Origin of the sequence: Streptomyces sp. NPDC006294 (genome assembly GCF_042870895.1) — a bacterium.
Taxonomy (GTDB): Bacteria; Actinomycetota; Actinomycetes; order Streptomycetales; family Streptomycetaceae; genus Streptomyces.
Genome location: NZ_JBIAHV010000001.1, coordinates 424,999 through 450,134, shown reverse-complemented (window position 1 = coordinate 450,134; position 25,136 = coordinate 424,999). Strand labels below are relative to the sequence as shown.

22 protein-coding genes and 2 tRNA genes are annotated in these 25,136 nt (G+C 70.3%); 3 read left to right on the top strand and 21 right to left on the bottom strand.

Going from position 1 to position 25,136, the window contains the following annotated elements:
• Positions 1-36 precede the first annotated feature (36 nt).
• The 8 genes from ACFYOP_RS01980 to ACFYOP_RS01945 form a co-directional block, all read right to left on the bottom strand.
• Positions 37-109: transfer RNA gene (locus tag ACFYOP_RS01980), tRNA-Ala, on the bottom strand.
• Between the two features lie 169 nt (positions 110-278).
• Positions 279-452 carry a hypothetical protein gene (locus ACFYOP_RS01975; protein WP_356890249.1) on the bottom strand — a complete coding sequence of 58 codons (174 nt, stop codon included), beginning with the start codon at positions 450-452 and terminating at the stop codon, positions 279-281.
• A 410-nt stretch (positions 453-862) separates the two neighbouring features.
• Positions 863-935, bottom strand: a tRNA-Ala gene (locus ACFYOP_RS01970).
• Positions 936-1,074: 139 nt separating this feature from the next.
• Positions 1,075-1,752 (bottom strand): histidine phosphatase family protein, encoded by a 678-nt coding sequence (locus ACFYOP_RS01965; protein ID WP_356890247.1) that lies wholly within the window; start codon positions 1,750-1,752, stop codon positions 1,075-1,077.
• Positions 1,749-2,183 (bottom strand): ribosome silencing factor, encoded by a 435-nt coding sequence (rsfS, locus tag ACFYOP_RS01960; RefSeq protein ID WP_356889880.1) that lies wholly within the window; start codon positions 2,181-2,183, stop codon positions 1,749-1,751. Before rsfS ends, ACFYOP_RS01965 begins: the two co-directional genes overlap by 4 nt.
• 96 nt (positions 2,184-2,279) lie before the next feature.
• Positions 2,280-4,067, bottom strand: coding sequence for a LytR C-terminal domain-containing protein (locus ACFYOP_RS01955; RefSeq protein ID WP_356889878.1), 1,788 nt, complete (start codon positions 4,065-4,067; stop codon positions 2,280-2,282).
• 19 nt (positions 4,068-4,086) lie between these two features.
• Positions 4,087-4,722 (bottom strand): nicotinate-nucleotide adenylyltransferase, encoded by a 636-nt coding sequence (nadD, locus tag ACFYOP_RS01950; RefSeq protein WP_356889876.1) that lies wholly within the window; start codon positions 4,720-4,722, stop codon positions 4,087-4,089.
• Positions 4,723-4,760: 38 nt separating this feature from the next.
• On the bottom strand, positions 4,761-4,922 hold the full coding sequence (locus tag ACFYOP_RS01945; RefSeq protein ID WP_356889874.1) for a hypothetical protein: 162 nt from the start codon (positions 4,920-4,922) through the stop codon (positions 4,761-4,763).
• 220 nt (positions 4,923-5,142) lie between these two features.
• Here ACFYOP_RS01945 and ACFYOP_RS01940 point away from each other — a divergent pair, with 220 nt between their 5' ends.
• Positions 5,143-6,297 carry a M48 family metallopeptidase gene (locus ACFYOP_RS01940; protein ID WP_356889872.1) on the top strand — a complete coding sequence of 385 codons (1,155 nt, stop codon included), beginning with the start codon at positions 5,143-5,145 and terminating at the stop codon, positions 6,295-6,297.
• Here the strand turns inward: ACFYOP_RS01940 and ACFYOP_RS01935 are convergent.
• The 6 genes from ACFYOP_RS01935 to ACFYOP_RS01910 all read right to left on the bottom strand — a co-directional run bounded on the left by ACFYOP_RS01935 (position 6,279) and on the right by ACFYOP_RS01910 (position 12,889).
• Entirely contained in the window at positions 6,279-7,361 is a 1,083-nt protein-coding gene (locus tag ACFYOP_RS01935; RefSeq protein WP_356889870.1) for a hypothetical protein, read from the bottom strand. The genes ACFYOP_RS01940 and ACFYOP_RS01935 overlap by 19 nt on opposite strands.
• Before the next feature lie 127 nt (positions 7,362-7,488).
• Entirely contained in the window at positions 7,489-8,106 is a 618-nt protein-coding gene (locus ACFYOP_RS01930; protein ID WP_356889868.1) for a hypothetical protein, read from the bottom strand.
• 90 nt (positions 8,107-8,196) lie between these two features.
• A complete protein-coding gene (locus ACFYOP_RS01925) occupies positions 8,197-9,489 on the bottom strand; it encodes a glutamate-5-semialdehyde dehydrogenase (protein WP_356889866.1) in 1,293 nt (430 codons plus the stop codon).
• A gap of 89 nt (positions 9,490-9,578) precedes the next feature.
• Positions 9,579-10,253, bottom strand: a complete 675-nt coding sequence (locus tag ACFYOP_RS01920; protein ID WP_388450625.1) for a hypothetical protein — start codon at positions 10,251-10,253, stop codon at positions 9,579-9,581.
• A 137-nt stretch (positions 10,254-10,390) separates the two neighbouring features.
• Entirely contained in the window at positions 10,391-11,497 is a 1,107-nt protein-coding gene (gene proB, locus ACFYOP_RS01915; RefSeq protein WP_356890245.1) for a glutamate 5-kinase, read from the bottom strand.
• Between the two features lie 201 nt (positions 11,498-11,698).
• Positions 11,699-12,889, bottom strand: coding sequence for an acyltransferase (locus tag ACFYOP_RS01910; protein ID WP_356889862.1), 1,191 nt, complete (start codon positions 12,887-12,889; stop codon positions 11,699-11,701).
• A gap of 439 nt (positions 12,890-13,328) precedes the next feature.
• On the opposite strand from ACFYOP_RS01910, the gene ACFYOP_RS01905 reads away from it, so the two are divergent.
• Together ACFYOP_RS01905 and rfbC are read left to right on the top strand one after the other, a co-directional pair.
• On the top strand, positions 13,329-15,395 hold the full coding sequence (locus tag ACFYOP_RS01905) for a glycosyltransferase family 2 protein (protein ID WP_356889860.1): 2,067 nt from the start codon (positions 13,329-13,331) through the stop codon (positions 15,393-15,395).
• A 55-nt stretch (positions 15,396-15,450) separates the two neighbouring features.
• Complete coding sequence (gene rfbC, locus ACFYOP_RS01900) at positions 15,451-16,050, top strand: dTDP-4-dehydrorhamnose 3,5-epimerase (RefSeq protein ID WP_356889858.1); 600 nt, start codon at positions 15,451-15,453, stop codon at positions 16,048-16,050.
• Between the two features lie 89 nt (positions 16,051-16,139).
• On the opposite strand, the gene ACFYOP_RS01895 is transcribed toward rfbC, so the two are convergent.
• The 7 genes from ACFYOP_RS01895 to ACFYOP_RS01865 form a co-directional block, all read right to left on the bottom strand.
• Positions 16,140-16,934 (bottom strand): class I SAM-dependent methyltransferase, encoded by a 795-nt coding sequence (locus ACFYOP_RS01895; RefSeq protein ID WP_356889857.1) that lies wholly within the window; start codon positions 16,932-16,934, stop codon positions 16,140-16,142.
• 79 nt (positions 16,935-17,013) lie between these two features.
• On the bottom strand, positions 17,014-17,889 hold the full coding sequence (gene rfbD, locus ACFYOP_RS01890) for a dTDP-4-dehydrorhamnose reductase (RefSeq protein ID WP_388450698.1): 876 nt from the start codon (positions 17,887-17,889) through the stop codon (positions 17,014-17,016).
• A gap of 29 nt (positions 17,890-17,918) precedes the next feature.
• Positions 17,919-18,905: a dTDP-glucose 4,6-dehydratase gene (gene rfbB, locus ACFYOP_RS01885; protein ID WP_356889853.1), complete on the bottom strand. Its 987-nt coding sequence runs from the start codon at positions 18,903-18,905 to the stop codon at positions 17,919-17,921.
• A complete protein-coding gene (locus tag ACFYOP_RS01880) occupies positions 18,902-19,969 on the bottom strand; it encodes a glucose-1-phosphate thymidylyltransferase (protein ID WP_356889851.1) in 1,068 nt (355 codons plus the stop codon). Before ACFYOP_RS01880 ends, rfbB begins: the two co-directional genes overlap by 4 nt.
• 59 nt (positions 19,970-20,028) lie before the next feature.
• A complete protein-coding gene (locus ACFYOP_RS01875; protein ID WP_356889849.1) occupies positions 20,029-21,270 on the bottom strand; it encodes a glycosyltransferase family 2 protein in 1,242 nt (413 codons plus the stop codon).
• A gap of 131 nt (positions 21,271-21,401) precedes the next feature.
• Positions 21,402-23,480, bottom strand: coding sequence for a hypothetical protein (locus ACFYOP_RS01870; RefSeq protein ID WP_356889847.1), 2,079 nt, complete (start codon positions 23,478-23,480; stop codon positions 21,402-21,404).
• A 140-nt stretch (positions 23,481-23,620) separates the two neighbouring features.
• Positions 23,621-25,120: a bifunctional cytidylyltransferase/SDR family oxidoreductase gene (locus ACFYOP_RS01865; RefSeq protein WP_356889845.1), complete on the bottom strand. Its 1,500-nt coding sequence runs from the start codon at positions 25,118-25,120 to the stop codon at positions 23,621-23,623.
• Between the last annotated feature and the right edge of the window lie 16 nt (positions 25,121-25,136).

Sequence of the window (25,136 nt, the reverse complement as noted above, 5' to 3'; positions counted from 1 at the left end):
CCACCCGGATCGGGTGGCCCGCCTCGCTGTCTTCTGTGGAGCTAAGGAGAATTGAACTCCTGACCTCCTGCATGCCATGCAGGCGCTCTACCAACTGAGCTATAGCCCCTTGCTGTGTGCCGCCCCGCTCCGGGTCTCCCCCCGCGGCGGCGACGAAGAGAACATTAACGCGCCCGCCGCCGCTTCTCCAAATCGATTCCACGCCCCCGCGGAACGCCCCGGAGGGTCCGGGGGCGTCGGCTCCGCCCGTCGGGCGGGGCGGGAAGCCGGACGGGCCGTCAGGCCGTTGCGAACGAGTAGAAACGTTTGAGTGTGCAGTGCTCGTCCAGAAGCCGGCCGTAGATCGGCTCGCCCTCCAGCTCGCGGTACGTCTCGATCGGGTCGCCTTTTATGATCAGCGCCCGCGCGCACTCCTCGCACCAGTACTGGAACTCGGCATTGACCGGATCCATGTCCCGCACGATCGGCGTACCGCTGCCGCACCAGTCGCATTTCCGCCTGTGGGCACCCATCACTCAGCTCCAGCTGTGGCCGCAGGCCGTGCACACGTAGGAAACGCCGCCGTTGTCCCCGAGGACCTGAGCGACATGGGCAGAACCGCAGGAAGGACAGCTGAGGCGCGCGCCGGCCTCCGCCGTGGCAAGCAGGTCATCGGCAGCCTCCCCGGCTTCCTCGCCGCTGGCGGACATCGTGCGCTCCCTCCCGTACCGCCGGTGTCCCCTCCGGCCGTCCGATTCTGCCATGGCCACGCACACCGGTCAGCGGCGTTCGCGTACGAGATCGGCCACGGCGCCGCGGCGGTGCGGGCCGTCCGGGGAGAACGCAGAATCCCGCCCCCTCGAAGGGGACGGGATCCGGATTGTGGAGCTAAGGAGAATTGAACTCCTGACCTCCTGCATGCCATGCAGGCGCTCTACCAACTGAGCTATAGCCCCGCGTGTTCTTCGCGCTCCGCGCTGCGAACAAGAAGAACTCTAGCCTGCGACCTGCCGGAAAGCGAAATCCGGGCCGGAGTCCGCTCGGGCGCCGGGGCCGGACCCGTCCCCGGCTCGAAGCCCCCGCTCGGCGCCCCGCTCAGGTGTCGTCGCCGAGGACCGGCTCCGGGAGGGTGCCGGCGTTGTGCTCGAGCAGACGCCAGCCGCGCGCGCCTTCGCCCACCACCGACCAGCAGCAGTTCGTGAGGCCGCCGAGGCTCTCCCAGTGGTGCGCGTCGAGACCCAGCAGCCGGCCGATGGTCGTACGGATGGTGCCGCCGTGGCTGGCGACGACGAGAGTGCCGTCGTCGGGCAGCTTCTCCGCGTGGTGGAGCACCACCGGGGCGGCCCGGTCGGCGACCTCGGTCTCGAGCTCACCGCCGCCGCGCCGGACCGGTTCGCCGCGCTTCCAGGCCGCGTACTGCTCGCCGTACCGCTCGACGATCTCCTCGTGGGTCAGACCCTGCCAGGCGCCGGCGTAGGTCTCGCGCAGGGCGGCGTCGTAGGACACGTCGAGCCCCGTGACGGCGGCCAGCTCGCCCGCCGTCGCCGCGGCCCGCTTCAGGTCGGACGCGACGATCGCGTCCGGGTTCAGCGAGGCGAGCAGGCGCGCGGCACGGCGTGCCTGGAGAACACCGGCCTCGGTCAGCTCGATGTCCGTGGAGCCCTGGAAACGGCGCTCCAGATTCCAGGCGGTCTGGCCGTGGCGCCACAGCACGATGCGCCGGCCGCGCGCCGGCCGCCTGGTCGCCCGGGTGCCGGAAACGATGCCGTTCAGCGCTGCTCCCCTTCCGTGTCACCGCCGGTGAGCTTGGCGTGCTCCTCCGCCTTGCCGCGGGTGCTCCGGGCGTCCTCGGGGAGCGGGAGCTCGGGACAGTCCTTCCAGAGCCGCTCGAGGGCGTAGAAGACCCGCTCCTCGCTGTGCTGCACGTGCACCACGATGTCGACGTAGTCGAGCAGGATCCAGCGGGCGTCGCGGTCCCCCTCGCGGCGCACCGGCTTGGCGCCGAGCTCCTTGTTCAGCCGCTCCTCGATCTCGTCGACGATCGACTTGACCTGGCGGTCGTTGGGGGCGGAGGCGAGCAGGAAGGCATCGGTGATGGAGAGCACATCGCTGACGTCGTACGCGATGATGTCGTGCGCGAGCCGGTCGGCGGCCGCCTGAGCGGCGGCGTTGACGAGCTCGATGGAGCGATCAGTGGCGGTCACAAGCAGGCTTTCGTCGGCGGTCAAGAACCCTTCAAGGGTCTCACGGACCGCCGACACTCCTCGCAGCCTTTGCCCGCGGCGGCGCCGCCGCCCCGGTCAGCCCGCGTTCCCGGTCTCGAAATCGGGGCCGAGCACGACCGAGATGTCGGCGTTGGCGGCGGGCTTGCCCTTCTTCACCGCATCGGCCGGCAGGCCCAGCGTCTTGGCGACCTCCTGTGCCTTCGCCTTCTGCCCGTCGTCGGCGTAGGTGACCTGCGAGGCGTCGACGGTGTCGGCCTTGCCGCCGCTCACCACGTTGTAGCCGCCGTTGATGAGCGTGACCCTGGCGCTCTCCAGCGCGTCGGCCTGCCCGCTGCCGTTCCTGATGCCGACGCGGACCGTGTCACCGGGCTCGGGAGCGCTGACCGAGCCGCCCAGGACGTCCTTGACCACGCTGCTCGCGGCCTTGTCACTGAGCGTGCCGTCCTCCTGGACGGGCAGTACCGCGGTCCGGTAGTCGCCGCCCTTGGCACGCTCGGCGAGCTTGGCGAGGGAGGCTCCGAGGTCGGGTTCCTTCAGCGAGGGGTCGAGGATCTGCCCCAGCGTCTCCACGATGACCGTCGCCGGCTTCGGGTCGTCCGGGAGCTTCTTGAGCACGCCCTGCATGACCTGGCCGAAGCGCAGCAGCTGCTTCTCCTCGGCCTCCTCGGGCCCGAGGTAGGTGGCGTACGCGACGGCCGCCCGCCCGTCGAGGGTCTGGTTCTCCCCCTTCTTCACCAGTGGCGGGTCGCCCTTCTTCGCGCCGGGCACCTCGGTGTCGGTGGTCAGGTCGATCGTGCCGACCAGTTCGACGAGGTTCTCCAGGAAGGGGGTGTCGAGCCGCCAGGTCCCGGAGATCTCGGCGCCGAGCAGGGTGCCGACGGCCTCGCGCGTACCGGTGGACCCGTCGTCCTCTACGGACTTCCCGAGGGTCGTGGCGGTGCCGTCGTCGTTGGCGACGGAGAGGGTGTTGGGGAGCAGGACCGTGGTGCCCTGCCGGGTGGTGGCGTTGTCGACGAGGAGGGCGGTGGAGGTGCCCTCCTTCTTGGTGTTGTGCAGATGCACCACGATGACGTCGCGCTTCTGCGGGCCGGCCGCCGTGTCGCTCTTGGTGCCCGAACCGGAGAGGCCGGGCAGCTTGCCCGCGTACCAGAGATAGCCGACGCCGCCGACGAGGACGAGCGCCATCGTGACCATGAGGGCGACGACGCGGTTGCGACCGCGGCGCTTGGCCTCCTCGCGGCGCTCCGAGCGGCTCTCCGTGAACTTCAGCCAGTCGATGACGTCTTCGGAGTCGTCGTCCGGCTCCTCGATGAACGAGAACTGCTCGGTCTGGTACGGCCGCTCGCCGCTCTCCGGCCGGCGCTGCCCCGGCACGACGGCCGGCTCGGGAGCAGCCGCCGGAGCCGGAGGCTGCTGCCCCTGGTACTGCGGCGACTGCTGTTGCTGTTGCTGTTGCTGTTGCTGCGGGACGTTCCACTGCGCGGTGGTGTCGACGGCCGGCTGCGTGCCCGTGTCGTATCCGTAGCCGGCCTGAGTGGCGTACGGGTCGTACTGGCCGCCCTGCTGCTGGGGCGCGTACTGGTCGTAGCCGTACCCCTGGGCCTGGCCGTAGCCCTGGTCCGCGCCGTACCCCTGGCCGGAGGGATATCCCTGCTCGGGGGCGTAGCCCTGCGTGGCCTGGGCGTCCTGCTGCTGGTTCTGTGGGTCCTGCTGCCGGCTCTGGTACTGCGCAGGGTGGCCACCCTGCTGCTGTGCGTAGGGGTCGTACTGCTGGGGCTGCTGATAGACCGGCTGCCCGTACTCGTCGTAGCCGATGATCTGCGGCTGGTAGTACGGGTCGTACGGACTCTGCTGGTCGTTCAACGGTGCCCCTCTCCGCGGCTCACTCGCCGCGGTACAACTGGCGCTTGTCGATGTAGCGCACCACACCGTCCGGCACCAGGTACCAGACCGGGTCCCCCTGGGCGACTCTCTTCCTGCAGTCGGTGGAGGAGATCGCCAGAGCCGGCACCTCCACCAGGGAGACCCCGCCCTCGGGCAGCCCGTCGTCCGTCAGATCATGGCCCGGCCGGGTCACTCCGATGAAGTGGGCGAGTGAGAACAGTTCCTCCGCGTTCCGCCAGCCGAGGATCTGGGAGAGCGCGTCGGCACCCGTGATGAAGTACAGGTCCGAGTCCTCGTTGAGGGCGTGCAGATCCCGCAGCGTGTCTATCGTGTACGTCGGTCCGCCGCGGTCGATGTCGATACGGCTCACCGAGAACTGCGGGTTCGACGCCGTGGCGATGACCGTCATCAGATAGCGGTCCTCGGCCGGTGACACGTTCTTGTGGCTCTTCTGCCACGGCTGCCCGGTCGGCACGAACACCACCTCGTCGAGGTGGAAGAGGGCGGCCACCTCGCTGGCGGCCACCAGGTGCCCGTGGTGGATCGGGTCGAACGTGCCGCCCATCACGCCGAGTCTGCGCTTGCCCGCACCGGAGCCGGTGCGGGTGCCCGCGGCCGCTGTCTGCTCTCCCATGCGTGCAGAGCCTACTGGCACCGGCCGCCGGCCACGGCTCAGCGGTCGCGGTTGAAGCGGGTGGTGATCCACAGCAGCAGGAGCAGCGCGACGAAGGCGCCGACACCGGTGACGTACGGGTTCAGGCTTGCGTGGTTGCCGCCGTGCTCGGCGCCTTCGGCGAGAGTGACCAGGTTGGCGGCGGTGCCGGTGAAGCTCATCTTCAACAGAACCTATCGATCGGGAACGGGTGCGGGGACTTCGCGGACATCGTATGCGGGCGGTCCGGGCACGCTCACGCCGACTCAGTCGTTGTGCAGTCCGCAGGCGCCGTCACCGGGGCATCCGGGAGTTGTCCACAGGCCCCACCGTGCCGCGGTCCCACCACCTAGGCTGGGGTCCGTCAGGGGGACGAGCGAGGACTCGCACCACACAGGGGGCATGATGACCAACAGCCACGAGCAGGTTCCGAGCAGGCAGCGCAGGCGCTTTCCGGAGATCTCCTCACGTGCCTACGAACACCCGGCGGACCGCTCGGCGCTCGTCGCGCTGCGCAAGCTCAGCGGCTTCGACACCGTCTTCAAGGCGCTCAGCGCGCTGCTTCCGGAGCGCAGCCTGCGACTGCTGTTCCTCTCCGACTCGGTGCGGGTGAGTGACGCCCAGTTCGCGCACCTCAACGACATGCTGCGGGACGCCTGCTACATCCTGGACCTGGACAAGGTCCCCGCGATGTACGTGACGCAGGACCCCCGCCCCAACGCCATGTGCATCGGCCTGGACGAGCCGATCATCGTCCTCACCACCGGGCTCGTGGAGCTGCTCGACGAGGAGGAGATGCGGGCGGTCGTGGGCCACGAGGTGGGCCATGCCCTCTCGGGACACTCCGTCTACCGCACGATTCTGCTTTTCCTGACCGGCCTCGCCCTGAAGGTGGCCTGGATCCCGCTGGGCAATGTGGCGATCATGGCGATCGTCACGGCGCTGCGCGAGTGGTTCCGCAAGTCGGAGCTGTCCGCCGACCGTGCGGGGCTGCTGGTCGGCCAGGACCTTCAGGCGTCGATGCGCGGCCTGATGAAGATCGCCGGCGGCAACCACCTGCACGAGATGAACGTGGACGCGTTCCTCAAGCAGGCGGAGGAGTACGAGGCCGGGGGCGACCTCCGCGACTCCGTGCTGAAGATTCTGAACGTGCTGCCCCGCTCCCACCCCTTCACCACGGTGCGCGCCGCGGAGCTGAAGCTGTGGGCGGAGAGCCGCGACTACCAGCGGATCATGGACGGCCACTACCCGCGCCGCACCACGGACAAGGACACCTCGGTCAGCGACTCCCTGCGTGAGTCCGCCGCGCACTACGCCGACTCGGTGCGCACCAGCAAGGACCCGCTGATGAAGCTGGTCGGCGACATAGCGGGCGGCGCCGGCGACCTCGGCGGCAAGCTGCGTGACAAGTTCATGGGCAACGGCGGCCCTGCCGGCGCGGGCAACGGCTCGGGCCCGGCGGGCGGGACTGCGGGAGGGACCACGGGCGGCGGCACTGCCGGCGGGGGTACGGCCGACGGCGGGACGACGGGCGGCGCTCAGGGCAGCGAGGGCTGAGCACCGGGGGCGAGCGAGCCGCACAGAGCCGTGGTGGGCCGGCCCGTCGCGTACGGGTCGGTCGCGGCCGGACCCTCGGAGTCCGGCCGCTGTCCGGCCAGCAGCGGCCGCAGGACGTCCGACGCACCCGCCGAGCACGACTGGGGCCCGGCCTGGACATGGCTGGACCGCACCTCCAGGCGGTGGTGCGCCAGATCGTCCCGGTCGAAGCGGAAGTGCAGCTCGCGGCGGACGGTGAAGAGGGACGCGTCGCCGGCGGCCGGCCGGCCGGCGGCGTCGGCCCGCCGCAGCGCGTAGACGAAGGTGTGGTCGGAGCTGATCTCCAGAGCGGCCGGCCCGGTGTCCAGGACCTCCAGCGTGCCCTGCACCCGCACCTCGGGGTCGGCCAGCGCGACCTCCGCCGGGTCGAAGCGCACCAGCCAGCCGATCGCGGCACCGCGGCCGTCGGCGGCCGATGCGGTGACACCCTGCTCGAACTGGTCCATCTGGTCCGGGTGGAGCAGCATGCGCACGGGCTGTACGGCCTCCCCGGTGAGCACGTCCGGGTCGAGCGAGGATGTCACGAGGTAGTCCTTGACGATCGCCAGCCCCGTCGTCACCTGCCCCTCCGTGAAGTGCTGGGTCCGGCGCACCGGGGGCATGGTGATTCCGGCGGCGCCGGTGCGGAACTGCTCGGCCGGGCTGTGCGCGTACAGAGCGGCCGGGGTGCCGCCCGGCACCGGGCCCTGCGGGGCGAGCGGGACCACGGTGATGCGCAGCGGCTCCGCCTGCCTCGCGGGGGGCGGCTCGTAAGGGTGGCGGACGCCCAGGTAGATCGCGGTGCCGAAGGCGATGACGACCAGGAGGACGAGCACCAGGATCTGTGCGGGTGCCCGCTTGGCGTCCCACGTGGGCAGGGTCCGTACGGCGGGGGTGTGCTCACCCATCCGTTCCATGGCGGAGAATTCCTGGACGCGGGCAGCACGGACGAACGACTCGTCGAAGACGACCGATCCGTACTCGTCCTCTCCACCGCCGGGGAGCCCCTCGGGAGTCCCCTCGGGCGGGTCTCCACGCCCAGCCATACTTTGAGGGTAGGTCCGGCGGGCTGACCGTAAACGCGCTGGTACGCCACAACTTCTGACATGCCATCAGCAAGTTGCGTACCCGCCGCGCCGGGGTTACGGGAAGCATCCGCGCGGCGGTCGCCGCTCAGCGGGCGGGTGGGACCGACGCCTGAGGGGAGCGCTCGAGCAGAGCGGGCGGGCCGTCGCCGTGTCCGCTGACCGTGGCGCCCGTCGGCGGCGCGTCGACACCGGTCCGCGCGGGCTGTGGCCCGGGGTCCTGCCGGTTGCCGTTCGAGGCTCCGCGGTACACGGCCGTGAAGGCGAGCGCGACCATCCCGATGCCCATCAGCAACGCCAGAAGCCAGGCGACCGGCCGGTGCCAGCGGGCACTGCCCCGGTAGGGGCGCAGCGCACCGCCGTGCGGTCCGTAGGGGCCCGCGCAGTCGCCGTCGGGGCCGGTGTCCTCGTCGTCCTCGTCATCGTCGTCGTGAGCACGGCGGCGGTGCCGGGAGCCGTGCCCGTCGTAGCGGTCGTCGTCGGCGGAGTGGCCCCGCAGGCCGGAGCGGGCGGCGTCCGCCTCCGCACGTGCCTCGGCCGCGGCGAGCAGACGCTCCACCGCGGTCGGTTCGTGGATCTTGGCGGCCCGTACGAAGTCCTCGTCGAACACCACGGTGGCGAAGTCCTCGTCCGCGCCCCCGCGGTCCGCAGAGTCATCGGGGTCCCCGCCGTCCTGGAACGGCTTGCCCCCCACGTCGTCCGGCACGCCTTCAGCGTAGACCTGGGGGACCGGTTTGGGCAGGGAGAGTGCAAAATCTCCCCGCCCGGGTGACCCGGTGCGAAGCCCCGCCGGCGGTCACCTCGTGTGGCCGTCGCCCGTCACGATGTACTTCGTCGAGGTCAGCTCGGGCAGCCCCATCGGGCCCCGCGCGTGCAGCTTCTGCGTGGAGATCCCGATCTCGGCGCCGAATCCGAACTGGCCTCCGTCGGTGAAACGCGTGGACGCGTTCACGGCGACCGTCGTGGAGTCCACCAACTGGGTGAACCGCCGGGCCGCCGCCTGCGAGGTCGTGACGATCGCCTCGGTGTGGCCCGACGACCAGAGCCGGATGTGGGCGACCGCCGCCTCCAGCGACTCCACGACGGCCGCCGCGATGTCGTACGAGAGGTACTCGGTCTCCCAGTCCTCGGTGGTGGCGGGCACGATCGTGGCCTTCGTCGCGTCCGCGTACTCCACGACCCGCTCGTCGCCGTGCACGGTCACGCCCGCCTCGGCGAGGGCGTCCAGGGCGCGCGGCAGGAAGGCGGCCGCGACGTCCTTGTGGACGAGCAGGGTCTCCGCGGCGTTGCAGACGCTCGGCCGCTGCGCCTTGGAGTTGAGCAGGATGGCCACGGCCATCTCGATGTCGGTATCGGCGTCCACATAGACGTGGCAGTTGCCGGTGCCCGTCTCGATGACGGGGACGGTGGACTCCTCGACGACGGTCCGGATCAGGGAGGCCCCGCCGCGCGGGATCAGCACGTCGACCATGCCGCGGGCCCGCATCAGCTCCCGCACGGAGTCCCGGCTCTCGCCCGGCACCAGCTGCACGGCGTCGGCCGGCAGACCGGAGCCGCCGACCGCGTCCCGCAGCACCCGCACCAGGGCGGTGTTGGAGGAGTACGCGGAGGACGAACCGCGCAGCAGCACCGCGTTGCCCGACTTCAGGCAGAGCGCGGCGGCGTCCACGGTGACGTTCGGCCGGGCCTCGTAGATGATGCCGACCACGCCGAGCGGCACCCGTACCTGGCGCAGGTCGATCCCGTTGGGCAGCGTCTGGCCGCGCACGACCTCGCCGATCGGGTCCGGCAGCGCGGCGACGTCGCGCACATCGGCCGCGATGGCGCGCACCCGCTCGGGGGTGAGCGTGAGCCGGTCGACGATCGCCTCGCTGGTCCCCGCCTCGCGGGCGCGGGCGACGTCCTCGGCGTTGGCCTCGACGATCTCGCTCGTACGGACCTCGAGGGCGTCCGCCATCGCCAGCAGCGCGTCGTCCTTGGCCGACCTCGGCAGTGGCGCGAGGTCGGCGGCGGCGGCGCGGGCCCGGTAGGCCGCCTGGGCGACCGGGGACATGTTGTCGTACGGCGAGACCGAAGAGAGCGACGTCATATGTGCAGCGTAATGCGCCTTTGGCGGGCGCCTGGCACGGATTCCGCACTCCGAGACGTCCGGGGCCGGCCCGTGGCCGGACGGGCAGCTCAGAAGGGGTGCACCCCGACTCTCGCGGCGGGCGGCGGACCGTAGCCCTCGGCGACGCGCTGGTGATAGGTCTGCCGGTCGATGACCTCCAGGCCGACGATCTCCCATGGCGGCAGATTGGCCGTCGACCGGTGCTCGCCCCACAGTCTGAGGGCGACGGCGGCCGCGTCGTGCAGATCGCGCGCCTCCTCCCAGTAGCGGATCTCGGCGTGGTCGCCCGCGTACCGGCTGGTGAGGAGGAAGGGGTGGTCGTGGGCCAGCTGCTCCAGGCCGCGGCGGACGTCCTTGAGCGGGGCGTCCGGGCCGGAGACGCTGAGCGTGATGTGCCACAGCCGGGACAGCGTCCGCTCCTCTTGGACGGCGCCGGGCCGTGTCCCGGTCCCCGGGCCGGCCGTGCCGTCGCCGGGCCGGCCGGCGAATGCCTCGCGACGCACCTCCCCGAGCCCGCGGACACGCCCGTCCACGGCCGTGCCGGTACGGTCCTCCACGACCACGTCGGCGCATCCTTCCGCACTCCCGTCGCCGGGTCCGTCGTGGCCTTCGTCGCCGGGCCCGTCACCGAAGTCGGCGCCCGCCCCGACGCTGGTCAGGGCCCACTCCTCGCCCACCGCCCGGCGGGCGTGGGGCGGCCTCCCGCTGCCTCGGGGCGCATCCCCTGGGCGCGCTCGTCTCACCGGCGGCCTCCCTGTTGCTGCGTCGTGCTTGGTCGTCGAGCCGATCCCCGTCCCCGCAACAAAGTTGACCAGCCCACGGCGGGCCGTGTGGCGGTTTTGGCAAAGGTCTGTGGCTGATGGCCGGACTTTCCGCTTTTTCAGGACTGGAGGACGACGAGATCGTCCCTGTGTACGACTTCCCGCTCGTACTCCGGGCCGAGTTCCTTCGCCAGCTCCTTGGTGGAGCGCCCGAGCAGCTGCGGGATCTCCTTGGCGTCGAAGTTGACCAGTCCGCGGGCCACCGCCCGGCCGGAGGCGTCACGCAGCTCCACCGGGTCCCCGGCGCTGAACTCGCCGTCCACCGCGGCGATACCGGCGGGCAGCAGCGACTTCCTGCCCACCACCACGGCCCGTACGGCTCCGTCGTCGAGCGTCAGCGAGCCCTGCGGGGCCGAGGCGTGCGCCAGCCACAGGAGCCGGTCGGCGGACCGGCGGCCGGTCGCGTGGAAGTACGTGCCCGTCGCACGGCCGGAGAGCGCGTCGGCCGCGCGGCTCGCCGAGGTGAGGACCACGGGGACACCGGCTGCGGCGGCGATCCGGGCCGCCTCGACCTTGGTGACCATGCCGCCGGTGCCGACGCCGGCCTTGCCCGCGCTGCCGATCTGCACATGGGCGATGTCCTCGGGGCCGTGCACCTCCTCGATGCGGGAGCTGGCGGGCAGCGCCGGGTCCCCGTCGTAGAGTCCGTCGACGTCGGAGAGCAGGACCAGCAGGTCGGCCCGTACGAGGTGGGCGACGAGCGCGGCGAGCCGGTCGTTGTCGCCGAAGCGGATCTCGTCGGTGGCGACGGTGTCGTTCTCGTTGACGACCGGGACCGCGCCCATGGCCAGCAGCTGGTCCAGGGTCCGGTAGGCGTTGCGGTAGTGGGCACGGCGGCTGGTGTCGTCGCCGGTGAGAAGGACCTGGCCGACGCGGACGCCGTAGCGGGCGAAGGAGGCGGTGTAGCGGGCGACGAGCAGCCCCTGGCCGACGCTGGCGGCGGCCTGCTGCCGGGCCAGGTCCTTGGGACGGCGGGCCAGGCCCAGCGGCGCCAGTCCAGCGGCGATGGCGCCGGAGGAGACGAGCACTATCTCCTTCTCGCCGCCACTGCGGATCTTGGCGAGTACGTCGACGAGGGCGTCCACCCGGTCCGCGTCCAGCCCGCCGGAGGCGGTGGTCAGCGACGACGAGCCGACCTTCACGACGATCCTGCGGGCCCCGGTCACCTGCTCCCGCACCACGGCCGTCCGCCGCGCTTCCGCCTGCCCTGCGGCCTGTCCTGCCACGCTCTGCCTCGCCTCTGTCACAACGCCGAATGTATGCCAGCACGCGCACCGTGCGCGCGCGCATTCCGTCCGCTGGACAGCCGGGCCGTTCAGGTGCCGGCCGGCACCCGCCGGGGAGCGGCCGACGGGCGGAGGCGGCGGTCAGGTCGTGCTGCGGCTGCCGCTGTCGACGAGTTCCTTGTCCGCGTCCCGGCCTGCCTGTCGTCCGTCCGCCGACCGGGCCCGCCCCTGCGCGGCGGGCGTCCTCCCCGGGCGGGAGCGGCCGAGGTCCTTGAGCCGCATCGCGGGGCGTTCCACGAGGTGCCACGAGAGCACGGCGGCCATCAGCGTGCCGGCCACCGACATGGCGAGGTAGGCCCAGAAGCCGTAGCGGGCGAGCCCGAGGACGGCCAGCGCCTGCTGCACCACGAATCCGTAGATGTAGATGCCGTACGAGTAGTCGTGCTTGGCCCCGATGCGGCGGAACGGAGCGGGCAGCCGGATCGCGAGCCACAGCAGCAGATACGCGTAGGCGGGCAGCCCCACGGTGTAGAGGTAGCCGAAGCGCAGGCTGCCGAGCAGCACCAGCGCGGAGCCGATGCCCAGCAGGTCGCTGACCGGGATGCGCTCGCGGTAGAGCTCGATCAGCGCCCCCAGGGCGAAGACGAAGCCGAGGTGCACGATGACGTCGGGGTCGAACCGGCCCATGGCCGGGACCAGCACGACGCTGTGGTAGTACGAGGAGTCGTCGAAGCCGGCCCAGTGGGCGACGTCCATGGACTGCCGGACCACGAGCCATCCCAGGAGGACGGTGATCAGCACGACGACCCGGCGGGCCCTGGTCAGAGCGCCGGTCACCGCCAGCAGGGCCACGCCGACGTAGCAGAGCACTTCGTAGCGCAGCGACCAGAGGGCGGCGTCGAAGCTCGGGCTGTGCGCGAGCCCGTCGTCGCCGGCCGCCGCCATCACTCCGGAGATGTCGCGCTGCCGCAGGGCGACGGCCCAGTTGGCCCGCAGATAGTCCAGGGGGCCGGCGGCGTGTCCGAGGAAGCCGTCCAGACCGTGCTGCTGGCGCCAGTACAGGAACGGGGCCACCACGAAGGCGGTGACAGTGAGGCAGACCCACAGCCCCGGAAGGAGCCGCAGCGCCCGGTGCCACATGAAGCGTCCCAGGGGCAGTCGCTTGCCGCTGCGCGTCACGAGGATGCCGGAGAGGACGAAGAAGCCGTAGACGGCGAACTTGCCGAGGTCGGTCTGGCCGTGGCTGAAGTGGTGACCGAATTCCTTCTCGCCGAAGCCGAGGACTCTCGCGTGCGAGACCACGACGGCCATGGCCAGGGACAGTCTGAGCACTCCGAGACTGTTGTCCCGCCCAGAGAAGCAGTCGGCGACCGAACCGCGCGTCCAGGGCAGGCCACGGGCGCTGCTACGGATGAGCCGGATGATGGTGTTCCCCCATGAGACCGAGCGGAACCGCCAGCAGGAGACCGGGCGGAGCCGTCAGTCTGTCCGGCTGCTGACATTCGAGTCAAAGCAAAGTAAGGGACGTCACGCGTTCCCGGCCATGACGGTCGGACCGCCGGCTCCGCCGGTCGCCCGTGATCTCGCGGCGCTCGGATGTCACCGGAATGTCACGAGCATGCGGCCGAACGGCTGGACACCGTCAACCGATAGAGTGCGGCAGGACGGTGGCCCGTCCCTCAAGAGCGGACGGCGGCCTGTGCCCCGTACCGGGCCGGCCGGCTCCCACCCCACTTCGCGCCAGGGTTCCCACGAGAGATGGGGCACAGTTGTGTCAACCAAAGTCAGTGTCGTCATCCCGGTCTACAACCCGGGCAAGTACATCGATCCCTGCATCGATTCTCTGGTCCGCCAGACCCTTCCGGCGGACGAGTTCGAGGTGCTGTTCGTCAACGACGGATCGACCGACGACACTGCGGAGCGCCTCGACAACCTGGCCAAGGAGCACCCCCACTTCCGTGTGATCCACATCCCGAACTCGGGATGGCCCGGCAAGCCCCGGAACATCGGCGTCGGTGAGGCGAAGGGCGAGTACGTCCAGTTCGTCGACCAGGACGACTACCTGGCCTCCGACGCGCTGCGCCGCCTCTACGACATGGGGCACCGCAACGGCTCGGACATCGTCATCGGCAAGGTGGCCAGCAACTTCCGCGGCGTGCCGCACGGCGTCTTCAAGAAGGACCGCGAGAAGTGCTCGCTGAAGGACGCCCCGCTGTACGACAGCCTCACCCCGCACAAGATGTTCCGCACGGAGTTCCTGCGCGAGAACAAGATCGCCTACCCCGAGGGCAAGCGGCGCCTCGAGGACCAGCTGTACATGATGCAGGCGTACTTCCCGGCCAAGGTCGTCTCCATCCTGGGCACGTACACCTGCTACTACTACTCCCGCCGCGACGACGGGCAGAACGCGGGCTCCGCGAAGATCGTGCCGTCCGGCTACTACGGCAACCTCCGCGAGGTCCTCGACGTCGTGGTCGCCAACACGGAGCCCGGCGACTTCCGTGACCAGCTGCTGCGCCGCTTCTTCCGCGTGGAGATGCTCGGCCGCCTCAGCGAGCCGGCCGTGGTGAAGTACGACGCCGAGTACCTCGACGAGATGGTGCAGGCGGTCCGCCCGCTCGCCGAGGACTTCATGGGCGAGGGCGTTATCAAGGGCCTCGGCCCGCTGCTGCGGCTGCGTGCCCGGCTGCTGGAGGCGAACGACCAGCAGGGTCTGGTGCGCCTCGCCCGCCTCGCCGCCTCGATCAAGGCGGCTGCCCGGCTGGAGGACTTCGACTGGGAGCCCGACGGCCGGATCCGCGTCAAGGTCACCGGCCAGCTCGTGTACGGCGACGACCAGAAGCCCCTCACGCTGCTGCGCCGCGACGACCGGCTGTACGTCCACCCCGAGGTGACCAGCGGCGTCGTCGACGACGACTCGCTCGTCGACGTCACCGACGACCTGGACAGCTTCAAGGCCGAGATGTCGCTGCGCAACCGCGAGACCGCCGTCGAGTGGTCCTGCCCCGCGACCTTCACCACCGAGCTCGACGAGCTGGGCGACGGCGTCTGCCGGGTCCTCCTGCGCGGCACCGGCCACCTGTCCTCGGAGGGAGGCCCCGGCCGCGGCAGGGTCTCGCGCGGTTTCTGGGACGTGTGGGTACCACTGCGCGGCCTCGGTGTCGTCCGCAAGGCCCGCCTCGGCGCCGACCGCGCCGAGCACGTCGACGCCAAGTGCCTGCCCGCGCTGCTCTCGTCCCCCGCCCGCCCGGTGATCCCGTACTTCACCGAGCCGCACGGGAACCTGACCCTCGATGTGGCCCGCCGCGCCAAGAAGATGGCCACCTACCTGGAGGGCCGCCCCGTCCTGCGGGTCGCCGCCGGGCAGACCGAGCTGCGCCTCGAGGTGTTCACCACCGGCAAGTCCGCCGCCGGCAAGGCGGCGCTGGTGCTGAACGAGCCGGCCACCGGTGACGAGGCCGCGCAGGAGACGGCCGGTGCGGCGAAGGTCGTGCACTCCGTCCCGGCCGCCATCCGTCCGGTGAAGGCCCGCGCCCATCTGACGGTGCCGCAGCGTATGCCGGGCGCTCCGGCGGGGCAGTGGCAGCTGTCGGCACGGCTGGACGGCGACAAGGGCCCGCTGACCCCGCTGTGCGGCGTGAGCGTCGATGCCGGCGGACGCCTCCGGCTCGACGACAGCCTGCCGCAGGCCGATGCCGCCCTGACCAGGGAGCTGGCCACCCTGAGACGGGGCCGCCGCCTGCGGCGGCTGCTGGGCGTGGCCCGCCCCATCGTGCGCAGGCTGCCCCCCTCGGCACGCAAGAAGGTCCGCCGTCTCGCCGCCCGGCTGACCGGCTGACCCGCCCGCCGAAGCCCCCGCACTTCCCCCAGCAACAGAACAAGGATGTGATCCCATGCGGCAGCTCTCCATCTCCGGAGCCTGGGTGCATGAGCCGAAGGTCTTCCCGGACAGCCGGGGCAGCTTCCACGAGTGGTTCAAGGGACCGGAGTTCGCCGAGGCGGCCGGGCACAGCCTGAGCCTCGCCCAGGCGAACTGCTCGGTGTCGAGCCGCGGCACGCTGCGCGGCATCCACTTCGCCGACGTGCCGCCGAGCCAGGCCAAGTACGTCAAGTGCGTGCGCGGCGCGGTGCTGGACGTGATCGTCGACATCCGGGTCGGCTCGCCGACCTTCGGGAAGTGGGAGGCGGTACGCCTCGACGACACCGACCACAGCTCCGTCTATCTGTCGGAGGGTCTCGGGCACGCCTTCATGGCGCTGACCGACGACGCGACCGTGGTCTACCTCTGCTCCGAGGGCTACTCCCCCGGCCGCGAGCACGGCATCAACCCGCTCGACCCCGGGATCGGCATCGAGTGGCCCGAGGGCATCACGCCGCTCCTGTCCGAGAAGGACGAGGCGGCGCCGACGCTCGCCGAGGCCGAGGCGCAGGGCCTGCTGCCGTCGTACGAGGAGTGCCAGGCGTACTACGCGCAGCTGCGCGAGCGCGGCTGAGCACCGCGCGCAGCACAGCGTGAAGCCCCCGGGACCGTCGACGGTCCCGGGGGCTTCACGCTGTGCTGCGGAGTGTGTCAGGCGGGCGGTCAGCCCCTGACGGCCTCGATGCCGCGGCGCACCGGGGCGAAGGCCGAGCGGGGACGCCGCAGCGTACGGGCCCGGACCAGGGCGGGCCAGAAGTCCGCGCCCAGCAGCGCCTCGGGCTGGACCGCGTTCTTGCGGACCAGCACCTCCTGGGGCACGTTCTGCGGGTCGGGGACGACGTACTCCTCAATGATCTTGTCGTACCCGTTCTTCAGCACCGTGCTGTCCGGGTCGGCGCCGAAGACGCAGACCACGCCGGTCGGCTCGGTGTCCACCTCGACGACCACGAGATCCGGGCGGTGCTTGCGGAGCACCTCGGCGACCTTGTAGACGTCGCCCGCCCAGAATTTCGTATGACGGTCACGGGCGGCCTCGTCGACATCGCGCGGCAGCATGTCGTCGAGGACGATGACGCTCGACCACCGGGAATGCTTTTCGACGTTCATGAAGTCGCGGAGCGCGAATTCGAAGAGGTGCATTCCGTCGATGAACGCGAGCTCTAGCTTCGGATCCCCGCCGAGAAGGTTCATCGGGTCCTTGCGCGCGAGCGCGCGGAAAGGATTCCGGCCGTTCCGCAGATGCAGGAGCGGGTCCTTGCGCGCGAAGAAGTCGTCACTGGTGGCCCGGACCAGATGGACATCGCAACTGAGATCCGTCACGACCCGGAATGCGGGGTCGACGGCGACGGACGGTACACGGGACAGCGCCAGGCTGCGACCGTCGTTGACCCCGATCTCCAGATAATTCCGGGGTTTGCAGACACGGTGCAGATGGCGCAGGAAGTTGTGGCGGTCCACCTTGTGGGTCCTTCGCTGGGAATCTCAACTTGATTGATTCCCAGCGAAGTTAGCCGGTATCTGGTCTGCAGGTAAACGTCTACCGACGGGTAACGTCGAGTGTGTCGCTCCCGCGCTCCGCCGCGACCAGCGCGGGAAACGCCTCCGCGAGCGCCTCGCGCCAGTCGCGGATGGGCTCGATGCCGGTTTCCCGCCATCCCTCGTGCCCCAGCACGCTGTACGAGGGCCGGGGCGCGGGCCGGACGAAGGCCGCGCTCGTCGTCGGCCGCACCCGCTCGGGATCCGCGCCGAGCAGCCGGAAGATCTCCCGGGTGAACCCGAACCAGGTCGTCTCACCACTGCTGGTGCCGTGGTGGACGCCCGCCTTGACGGTGCCGTCCAGCGCGCCCTTTCCGAGCCGCACCAGCCGGTCGGCCAGATCGGCGGTCCAGGTGGGCTGGCCCCGCTGGTCGTCGACGACGTCGAGGGTGTCCTTGACCGCTTCCAGCTTGATCATGGTGCGGACGAAGTTGCCGCCGCCCGCGCCGTACAGCCACGCCGTCCGGACCACATGGCCCGTGTCGGGAAGCAGCTCCAGCACGGCCCGCTCGCCCGCCAGCTTGGTGCGCCCGTACGCGCTGCGGGGCCCGGTGGGGCCGTCCTCGGCGTAGGGCTCGGTGCCGTCGCCGGCGAAGACGTAGTCCGTGGAGACGTGGAGCAGGGCCGCTCCCGCCTCCTTGCACGCCTCGGCCAGCACCCGGGGACCGGTGCCGTTGACCGCGAGGGCGGCCTCCTCCTGGGTCTCCGCGCCGTCGACGTCCGTCCACGCGGCGCAGTTGACGACGACGGCCGGCCGGTGCTCGGCCATGGCCGCGCGGACCGACTCCGCGTCGGTGATGTCCAGGTCGGCCCGGCCGGCGGCGACTGCCTCGATGCCGTCGGCCGCCAGCCGCTCCAGGACGTCCGGTGCCAGCATCCCGCCGGCGCCGGTCACGAGCCACGCGCTCACAGCGCCGCACGCTCCTTCAGGGGCTCCCACCAGGCGCGGTTCTCGCGGTACCACTGCACCGTCTCCGCGAGGCCCTTGGCGAAGTCCTTGCGGGGCTCGTAGCCGAGCTCCTCACGGATCTTGCCGCAGTCGACCGAGTAGCGGCGGTCGTGGCCCTTGCGGTCGGTGACGTACTCGACACTGGTGTCCCAGTCGGCGCCGCACGCCTCGAGCAGCAGTCCGGTGAGTTCCTTGTTGGAGAGCTCGGTGCCGCCGCCGATGTTGTAGACCTCGCCCGCTCGGCCCTTGGTGCGGACCAGCTCGATGCCCTGGACGTGGTCGTCGATGTGCAGCCAGTCGCGTACGTTGCCGCCGTCGCCGTACAGCGGGACCTTCTTGCCGTCCAGCAGGTTCGTGATGAACAGCGGGATGACCTTCTCGGGGAAGTGGTGGTGCCCGTAGTTGTTGGAGCACCGGGTCACGCGCACGTCGAGGCCGTGGGTGCGGTGGTACGACAGGGCGATCAGGTCGCTGGACGCCTTGGCCGAGGAGTACGGGGAGTTCGGCTCCAGCGGGTGGGTCTCCGGCCAGGAGCCCTCGTCGATCGAGCCGTAGACCTCGTCGGTGGAGATGTGCACGAAGGTCTGCACGCCCGCGCGGTGCGCGGCGTCGATCAGGGTGTGGGTGCCCACGACGTTGGTGCGGACGAACTCGGCGCCGCCGTCGATGGAGCGGTCCACGTGCGACTCGGCCGCGAAGTGCACCACCTGGTCGTGCTCGGCCATCAGCTTGCCGACCAGCTCGGGGTCGCAGATGTCGCCCTGCACGAAGGCGAAGCCGGGGTGCTCACGGACCTCGTCGAGGTTGGCCGGGTTGCCCGCGTACGTCAGCTTGTCGAGCACGGTGACGGCGACGTCACCGGGACCCTCCGGGCCGAGGACGGTGCGGACGTAGTGGGAGCCGATGAAGCCGGCTCCGCCGGTCACCAGGATCTTCGTGGTCATGAGGAGATCTGCACCTTGCTGTGGTCACCGAGCACGAGCCGGTGGGCGGACGGGTTGCGGGGGGCGGGCGTCACGACGACATCACGGCCGATGAGCGACGCCTCCACGCGGCGCACACCGGTGATCGAGGAGCCGCGCAGCACGATGGAGTACTCGATCTCGCTGTCCTCGATCCGGCACCCCTCGGAGACCGAGGTGAACGGGCCGACGTAGGCGTCGCTGATCACGGTGCCGGCACCGATGATCGCCGGACCCACGATACGGCTGCCGGACACCTCGGCGCCCGCCTCGATCCTGACCCGGCCGATGATCTCGCTGCTCTCGTCGACCGTGCCCTCGACGACCGGCTCGACGCCCTCCAGCACCGAGCGGTTGACCTCCAGCATGTCGGTGACGTTGCCGGTGTCCTTCCAGTAGCCGGCGATCGTCGTGGAACGGACGTCGCGCTGCTGGTCGATGAGCCACTGGATGGCGTGCGTGATCTCCAGCTCGCCGCGCCAGGACGGCTCGATGGAGCGCACCGCCTCGTGCACGGCCGGGGTGAAGAGGTAGACACCGACCAGCGCCAGGTCGCTCTTGGGCTCCTTCGGCTTCTCCTCCAGCCCCACGACGCGCCCGGCGCCGTCCAGCTCGGCGACACCGAAGGACGTCGGGTTGGGCACCCTGGTGAGCAGGATCTGGGCGTCCGGGCGCTCGGCGCGGAACTCGTCGACCAGACCGCTGATGCCGCCGACGATGAAGTTGTCGCCGAGGTACATCACGAAGTCGTCGTCGCCGAGGAAGTCCTGGGCGATCAGCACGGCGTGCGCGAGGCCCAGCGGCTGGTCCTGCGGGATGTAGGTGACCTTGATCCCGAACTGGGAACCGTCGCCGACGGCTTCGCGAATCTCTTCGGCGGTGTCGCCCACGATCACACCGACCTCGGTGATCCCGGCCTCGGCGATCGCCTCCAGGCCGTAGAACAGAACCGGCTTGTTGGCGACGGGGACGAGCTGCTTGGCCGAAGTGTGGGTGATGGGGCGCAGGCGTGTGCCCGCTCCACCGGAGAGTACGAGTGCCTTCACGATTTCTGTCCTCGATTGGGTCTTGTTTCCCGAGCGGCTATCGCCCCGGCCGCTCGATTTTACCCATTGTCAAGCTTGACCCGCCGTCGGCGGGGCCTGCGGACGCCCAACCTCCGCAGATCCCGACGAGCCCTTCCAACAGCCCGTCGCGCGAGTGAAGGAAGAGTGACCGTCGGCATGATGCGCCGACTGCCCGACCAGTCGGGCACGGTGACCTGGTAGGCCGAGCGCGGAATCCCGCTCCGCCGGTCCCCGAAGTGCGGATACGCGAGGAAGATCCGGCCCCGGCGGTCCCCGGTCACCACCTCCGGGACCTGCTTGGTCCGGACGAACTCGAGCACGTCCGCCAGGATGTCGAGACGGCCCGCGGCCACGCAGGCGAGGACCAGCCGCTCGCCGACCTTGATCCGGTCGGCGACGCCCCTGGACCAGTACCGGACCATCGGGGCGGCCAGCTCCAGTTTGTGCCGGCGCACCTCCTCCGACTCCTTGAGGAGATGGGGTCCGAACTGCTGCAGCAGCCCGACGGTGAACGGCCGGACCAGCAGCTGGTCCCGCTTCGGGCCGGGCGGCTCGAGCCGGACGATCAGCTCCGTCAGTGCCGTGAGCGCCTGGAAACGCGGCGGGTAACTCCCGCGCCGCGTCGCGTGCTTGCCGTCGTCCCTGGCGACGAGGTGGTAGCAGTCGTAGTCGGCCACGACGGAGACGCCGTTGCCCCGCAGATAGGCCTCCATGGTGAACAGGGAGTCCTCACCTGTGGGCAGCGTCTCGTCGAACTCGAGTCCCAGCCGGGACAGCAGTTCGCGCCGGAAGAGCTTCTGCGCGCTCAGGGCGAAGACGACCCGCGAGGAGTGCACGTCCACCCGCTCCTCGGTGCGCGCGAACATCGAGGAGCCGACCTTGCGCCCGACGCCCTTGAGGCGGCCGAGGACGACGTCGGTACCGGCCCGGTCCGCCATCGCGACCAGGCGCTCCAGCGCCTCGTCACCGAAGAAGTCGTCCGCGTCCAGGAAGAAGACATAACGCCCGCGGGCCATCCGCAGCCCCACGTTGCGCGGGCCGCTGGGGCCGCCCGAGTTGGCCTGATGGATCACCCGGGTCGCCACCTTGGAGCGAGCGGCGAACTCTTCCAGATACTCGCCGGTGCCGTCGGTCGAGCCGTCGTTCACGGCCACGATCTCGATCCGGTCCGGACCCAGCGTCTGGCTCTCCACGGACTCCAGACAGCGCACGAGGTAGGGCATCGCCTCATATGCACCGACAACTACGGTGACATCAGGAACTACTCGGTTTTGGTTCATTGGCTGCAAGACAACCCGACCGATCCGCAGGTTGTACGGAACGACACAATCCGGTTATTTCGGCCGGAAAGAGAAGCGGCCCGGCGGCCGCCCCCGTGAAGGAGGCGGCCGCCGGGCCGGTGGAACTTCTCTCAGCCGCCCACAGGCGTGTCGTCGAAACCGGGCGCCTGCTCGGGCTCGGCCAGCCGCTGTGCGACACCCGCGTTGCGGGCCAGTGACTTCGCGGCCAGGTTCTGCACCGCGGTGTCGAACTGCTCCATCGACGTCGGCTCGTCCGGTCCGAGGAGGTACTCCTTGAGGTTCCGGCGCTCCTCGGCGAGGGAGTCGGCGGCGGGGTCGGCGACCGCGGCCAGCAACTCGTCGAGTTCGTCCGCGCTGTTGGAGAGGATCACCGCGGCCCGTACGGCCGTGTTCTGCCGCTTGAACTCGTCCTTGCCGAGACCGGCCGAGTCGGTGACCGCGTACGGCTTGCCGCTGGCGATGAAGTCGGACACGACGCTGGAGATGTCGGAGACCATGCCGTCCGACTCGTTGAAGCAGTCGTACAACCGCGGGGCGGGCCCGGTGACGACCTTGTGCTCCCACCATCCGAAGGAACGCCAGTACGCGGTGTTCCACTCGTCCCGCAGCCGTGCCGCCTCCGCCTCGCGCGCCGGGTCCGGCAGCGAGTCGCGCGAGCCCTCCGCCTCGTCCTGGCCTTCGCCGGCCCCGACGGTCAGCTCCGCGAGCCGGGCCTCGATGCGCCGCAGCTCGGCGGCCGCCTCGGCCTGCTCCGCGCGGTGCGCGGAGGCCTCCTCCGCCCAGCGGGGTTCGGTGGCGCGTGCCGCCGCGGCCCGCTCGATCATCTCGACGATCCGGGCGTCGACGGCCTTGGCCTTGGCGCTGCGGGTGCCGGTGAAGGGGTGCGGCTTGTAGACGACCCGTACGGGCTCCGGCGCCTCGAGGAGCTTCCTGACGATGTTCTCGCCGGCCAGCAGCAGGGAGGTGTTGCCCGGATTGTCGTCCCAGCCCTCCCAGGTGGGGGCGTACAGCACGGTCGGAATGGGGTTCCCGGTCCTCGCGTTGCCCGTCTTGATCGGGGCGAGCTGCGGGCGGCCCACCTCGACGATGTCCTCGCTGCGCACCCCGACGTCGGCCAGCGCGTACCGGTCGCGTCCCGCGCGGCCGGCGGTCCAGACCTCGTCGTACGCCTTGCTGAACGGGTTGACGCTGGCGAGCTTGTCGCTGTCGCCGTGGCCGATGAAGACGTGCTTCATGGTCGGCACCCGCAGCATGTGGATGTTCTTGCCGACGTTGGCGGCGTACAGCGCGACCCGCACGGAGGACAGGTCCAGGTTCATCAGGTGCACACTGCCGGGCACGCAGATCACCGGCACCGACGTGGGACCGAGCTGCGGCACGATGTTGCGCTCACGCAGGAAGACGATCGGCCGGCCCTGGAGCCGGGACATCGTCTCCAGCCACATATTGATCTGGTACGCGGAGTCGGCTGAACCGGAGAAGTACATCATCACGGTCGGCCGGTAGTCGGTCAGCCACTTGTCGACGCCCTTCAGGACCCGGTCCGCCGGCGGCACGAGCCTGCTGGGCCGCAGGTGCGGCACGAGCATGGCCAGGTACCCGACGGCGAGGACGAGGGTGACCGCCAGGCCCGCGTACGCGAACCCGGGGGTGTCCGCCTCGATCGCGGCCAGCACTCCCAGCAGCGCGAAGACGTCCAGGTGGAGCATCTTCTCCGCGGACCGGTCGAGCAGCCGCCGCGGCGGCGCGTCGGGGATGCGCACATATCCCGAGAGGTCGACGTTGCGCGTGACGACCGGCAGCTTGCGGCGCAGCCGCAGCAGCGTGACCATCGCGCCGTGCGGCGCCTGCAGGCCGTAGAAGACCAGCAGGCAGGCGACGGTCACATAGAAGACCGGCCGGTCCGCGAGCCCCATCCGGGCCATGAGCAGCACGAGCAGCAGCTGCCGCAGCAGGAACCTGATGGACAGACCGGCCCGCACCTTGGCGAGACGGTTGATCAGATAGCTGGAACGCTGGTGCAGAAACCGGTCGGACAGATACGTCACTGCCACGGCCGCCGCGAAGAACCAGAGATCGGGAATTATCGCGGCGAGCATGACACACGGGAATCCCAGCACCAGCAGAAGTGCCGCGGCCAGCTCGGATCCGCTACCCACGCGGGCCAAGCGAATGGCTTTCGAAATCACGAAGCACCTGCTCCTGGGGGAACCGACAGTTTTACCTTGCGAAGAAGGTGTGAAGGCCAGACTTCACGAACTCGGGCCCCCGCAGCGCTGCGCGAAACGCGGCAACTACAGAGGCCCAGAGAAATGATTATCCGAAATTATTACACATCCTCCTGGCGGTCCAGAACGGACGCCAGGGCCTGCTCGAAGCCCGATGCCGCCGAGGCTCCACGGGTCGGGTCCTGCTGACGGACGTCGATGACGTGCCCCGTCAGTTCGGAGAGCAGCACGTCGAGCGAGGTCCGCGCGACAGCCTCCGAGGACAGCAGCGAACCGGCCGGCTCCGCGCCGAACGCCTTGGTGCGCATGGGAGTTGCCGTGCGCTCCGGATTCACGCAGTTCACCCGGACACCGTCCGCGGCCCACTCGTCCGACAGGGCCTGGGTGAGATTCACCATGGCCGCCTTGGTGGAGGAGTACAGGCTGTACTCGGCGCGGCCGCGGGTGTAGCTGCTGGAGGTGTAGAGGAGCAGCTGTCCCTGGGTCTCCGCCAGGTACTTGTGCGACGCCCGGGCGATCTGGACGGGCGCCAGGTAGTTGACGTTCAGCGCTTCCTGGATGGCCGCGTTGTCCGTCTCCGCGAGCTTGCCGATGCGCAGGACGCCCGCGGTGTTGACCACGTAGTCGATGCGGCCGCTCTCGGCGTACGCCGTGGAGAGGGCGTCGTCGACGTGCTCCGGGTTCTCGACATGGGTGCCCGTGGTGGAGCGGCCCAGCGCGTACACCTTGGCCCCGTAGGACTCGGCGAGCTTGGCGATGTCGGCGCCGATGCCGTACGAGCCGCCGAAGACGACGAAGGTCTTGCCCGCCAGCAGTTCGCGGTAGGCGGCCTCGTCGGCCTGGCGCGGGGCGGCGGTGGAGGCCAGCTGAAAGAGCTTGTCCGCGATGAAGACGTCGACCGGCTGCGTGACCTTCATGTTGTACTCGTCGCCCGCGACGACGTAGATCGGCACGTCCGGCAGGTACTTGAGCACCACCGAGCAGTCGTCGGTGGCCTGGAAGTTCGGGTCGCCCGCGGCGACCTCGTACGCCCTGCGGATCGTGGACAGCTTGAACGCCTGGGGCGTCTGGCCGCGGCGGAGCCGGGAGCGGTCCGGGACGTCGGTGATGAACTCGCCGTCCTCGCCGTGGGTCCGGGTCACGATGATCGTGTCCGCGGACGGGATGGCGACGTCCACGGCCTGGTAGCGGTCCAGCGCGTCGACGCAGTCCTTGATGACCCGGTCGGAGAGCAGCGGGCGCACGGCGTCGTGGAACAGCACGTTGCGGTCCTCGCCCTCGGCCAGGCCCTCACCCAGCGCCGCGATGGCGCGCTCGGTGGTCTCGTTCCGCGTCGCGCCGCCCTCGATGATCTTGACGACCTTGGTCAGCCCCGCCTTGGCCACGATCTTCTCGACGTCCGGCACATAGCCGGGGGCCATCAACACGATGATGTCGTCGACGGAGTCGGCACGCTCGAAGATCGACAGCGTGTGCTCGATGACAGCCTTGCCTGCGATCTTCAGCAGCTGCTTGGGGATGGACAGACCCACGCGCTGACCGGTCCCGCCGGCGAGCACGACTGCTGTGGTTCGGGGTTTGGCTATGTGCTGCACAGACACAGACGACCTACCTTGC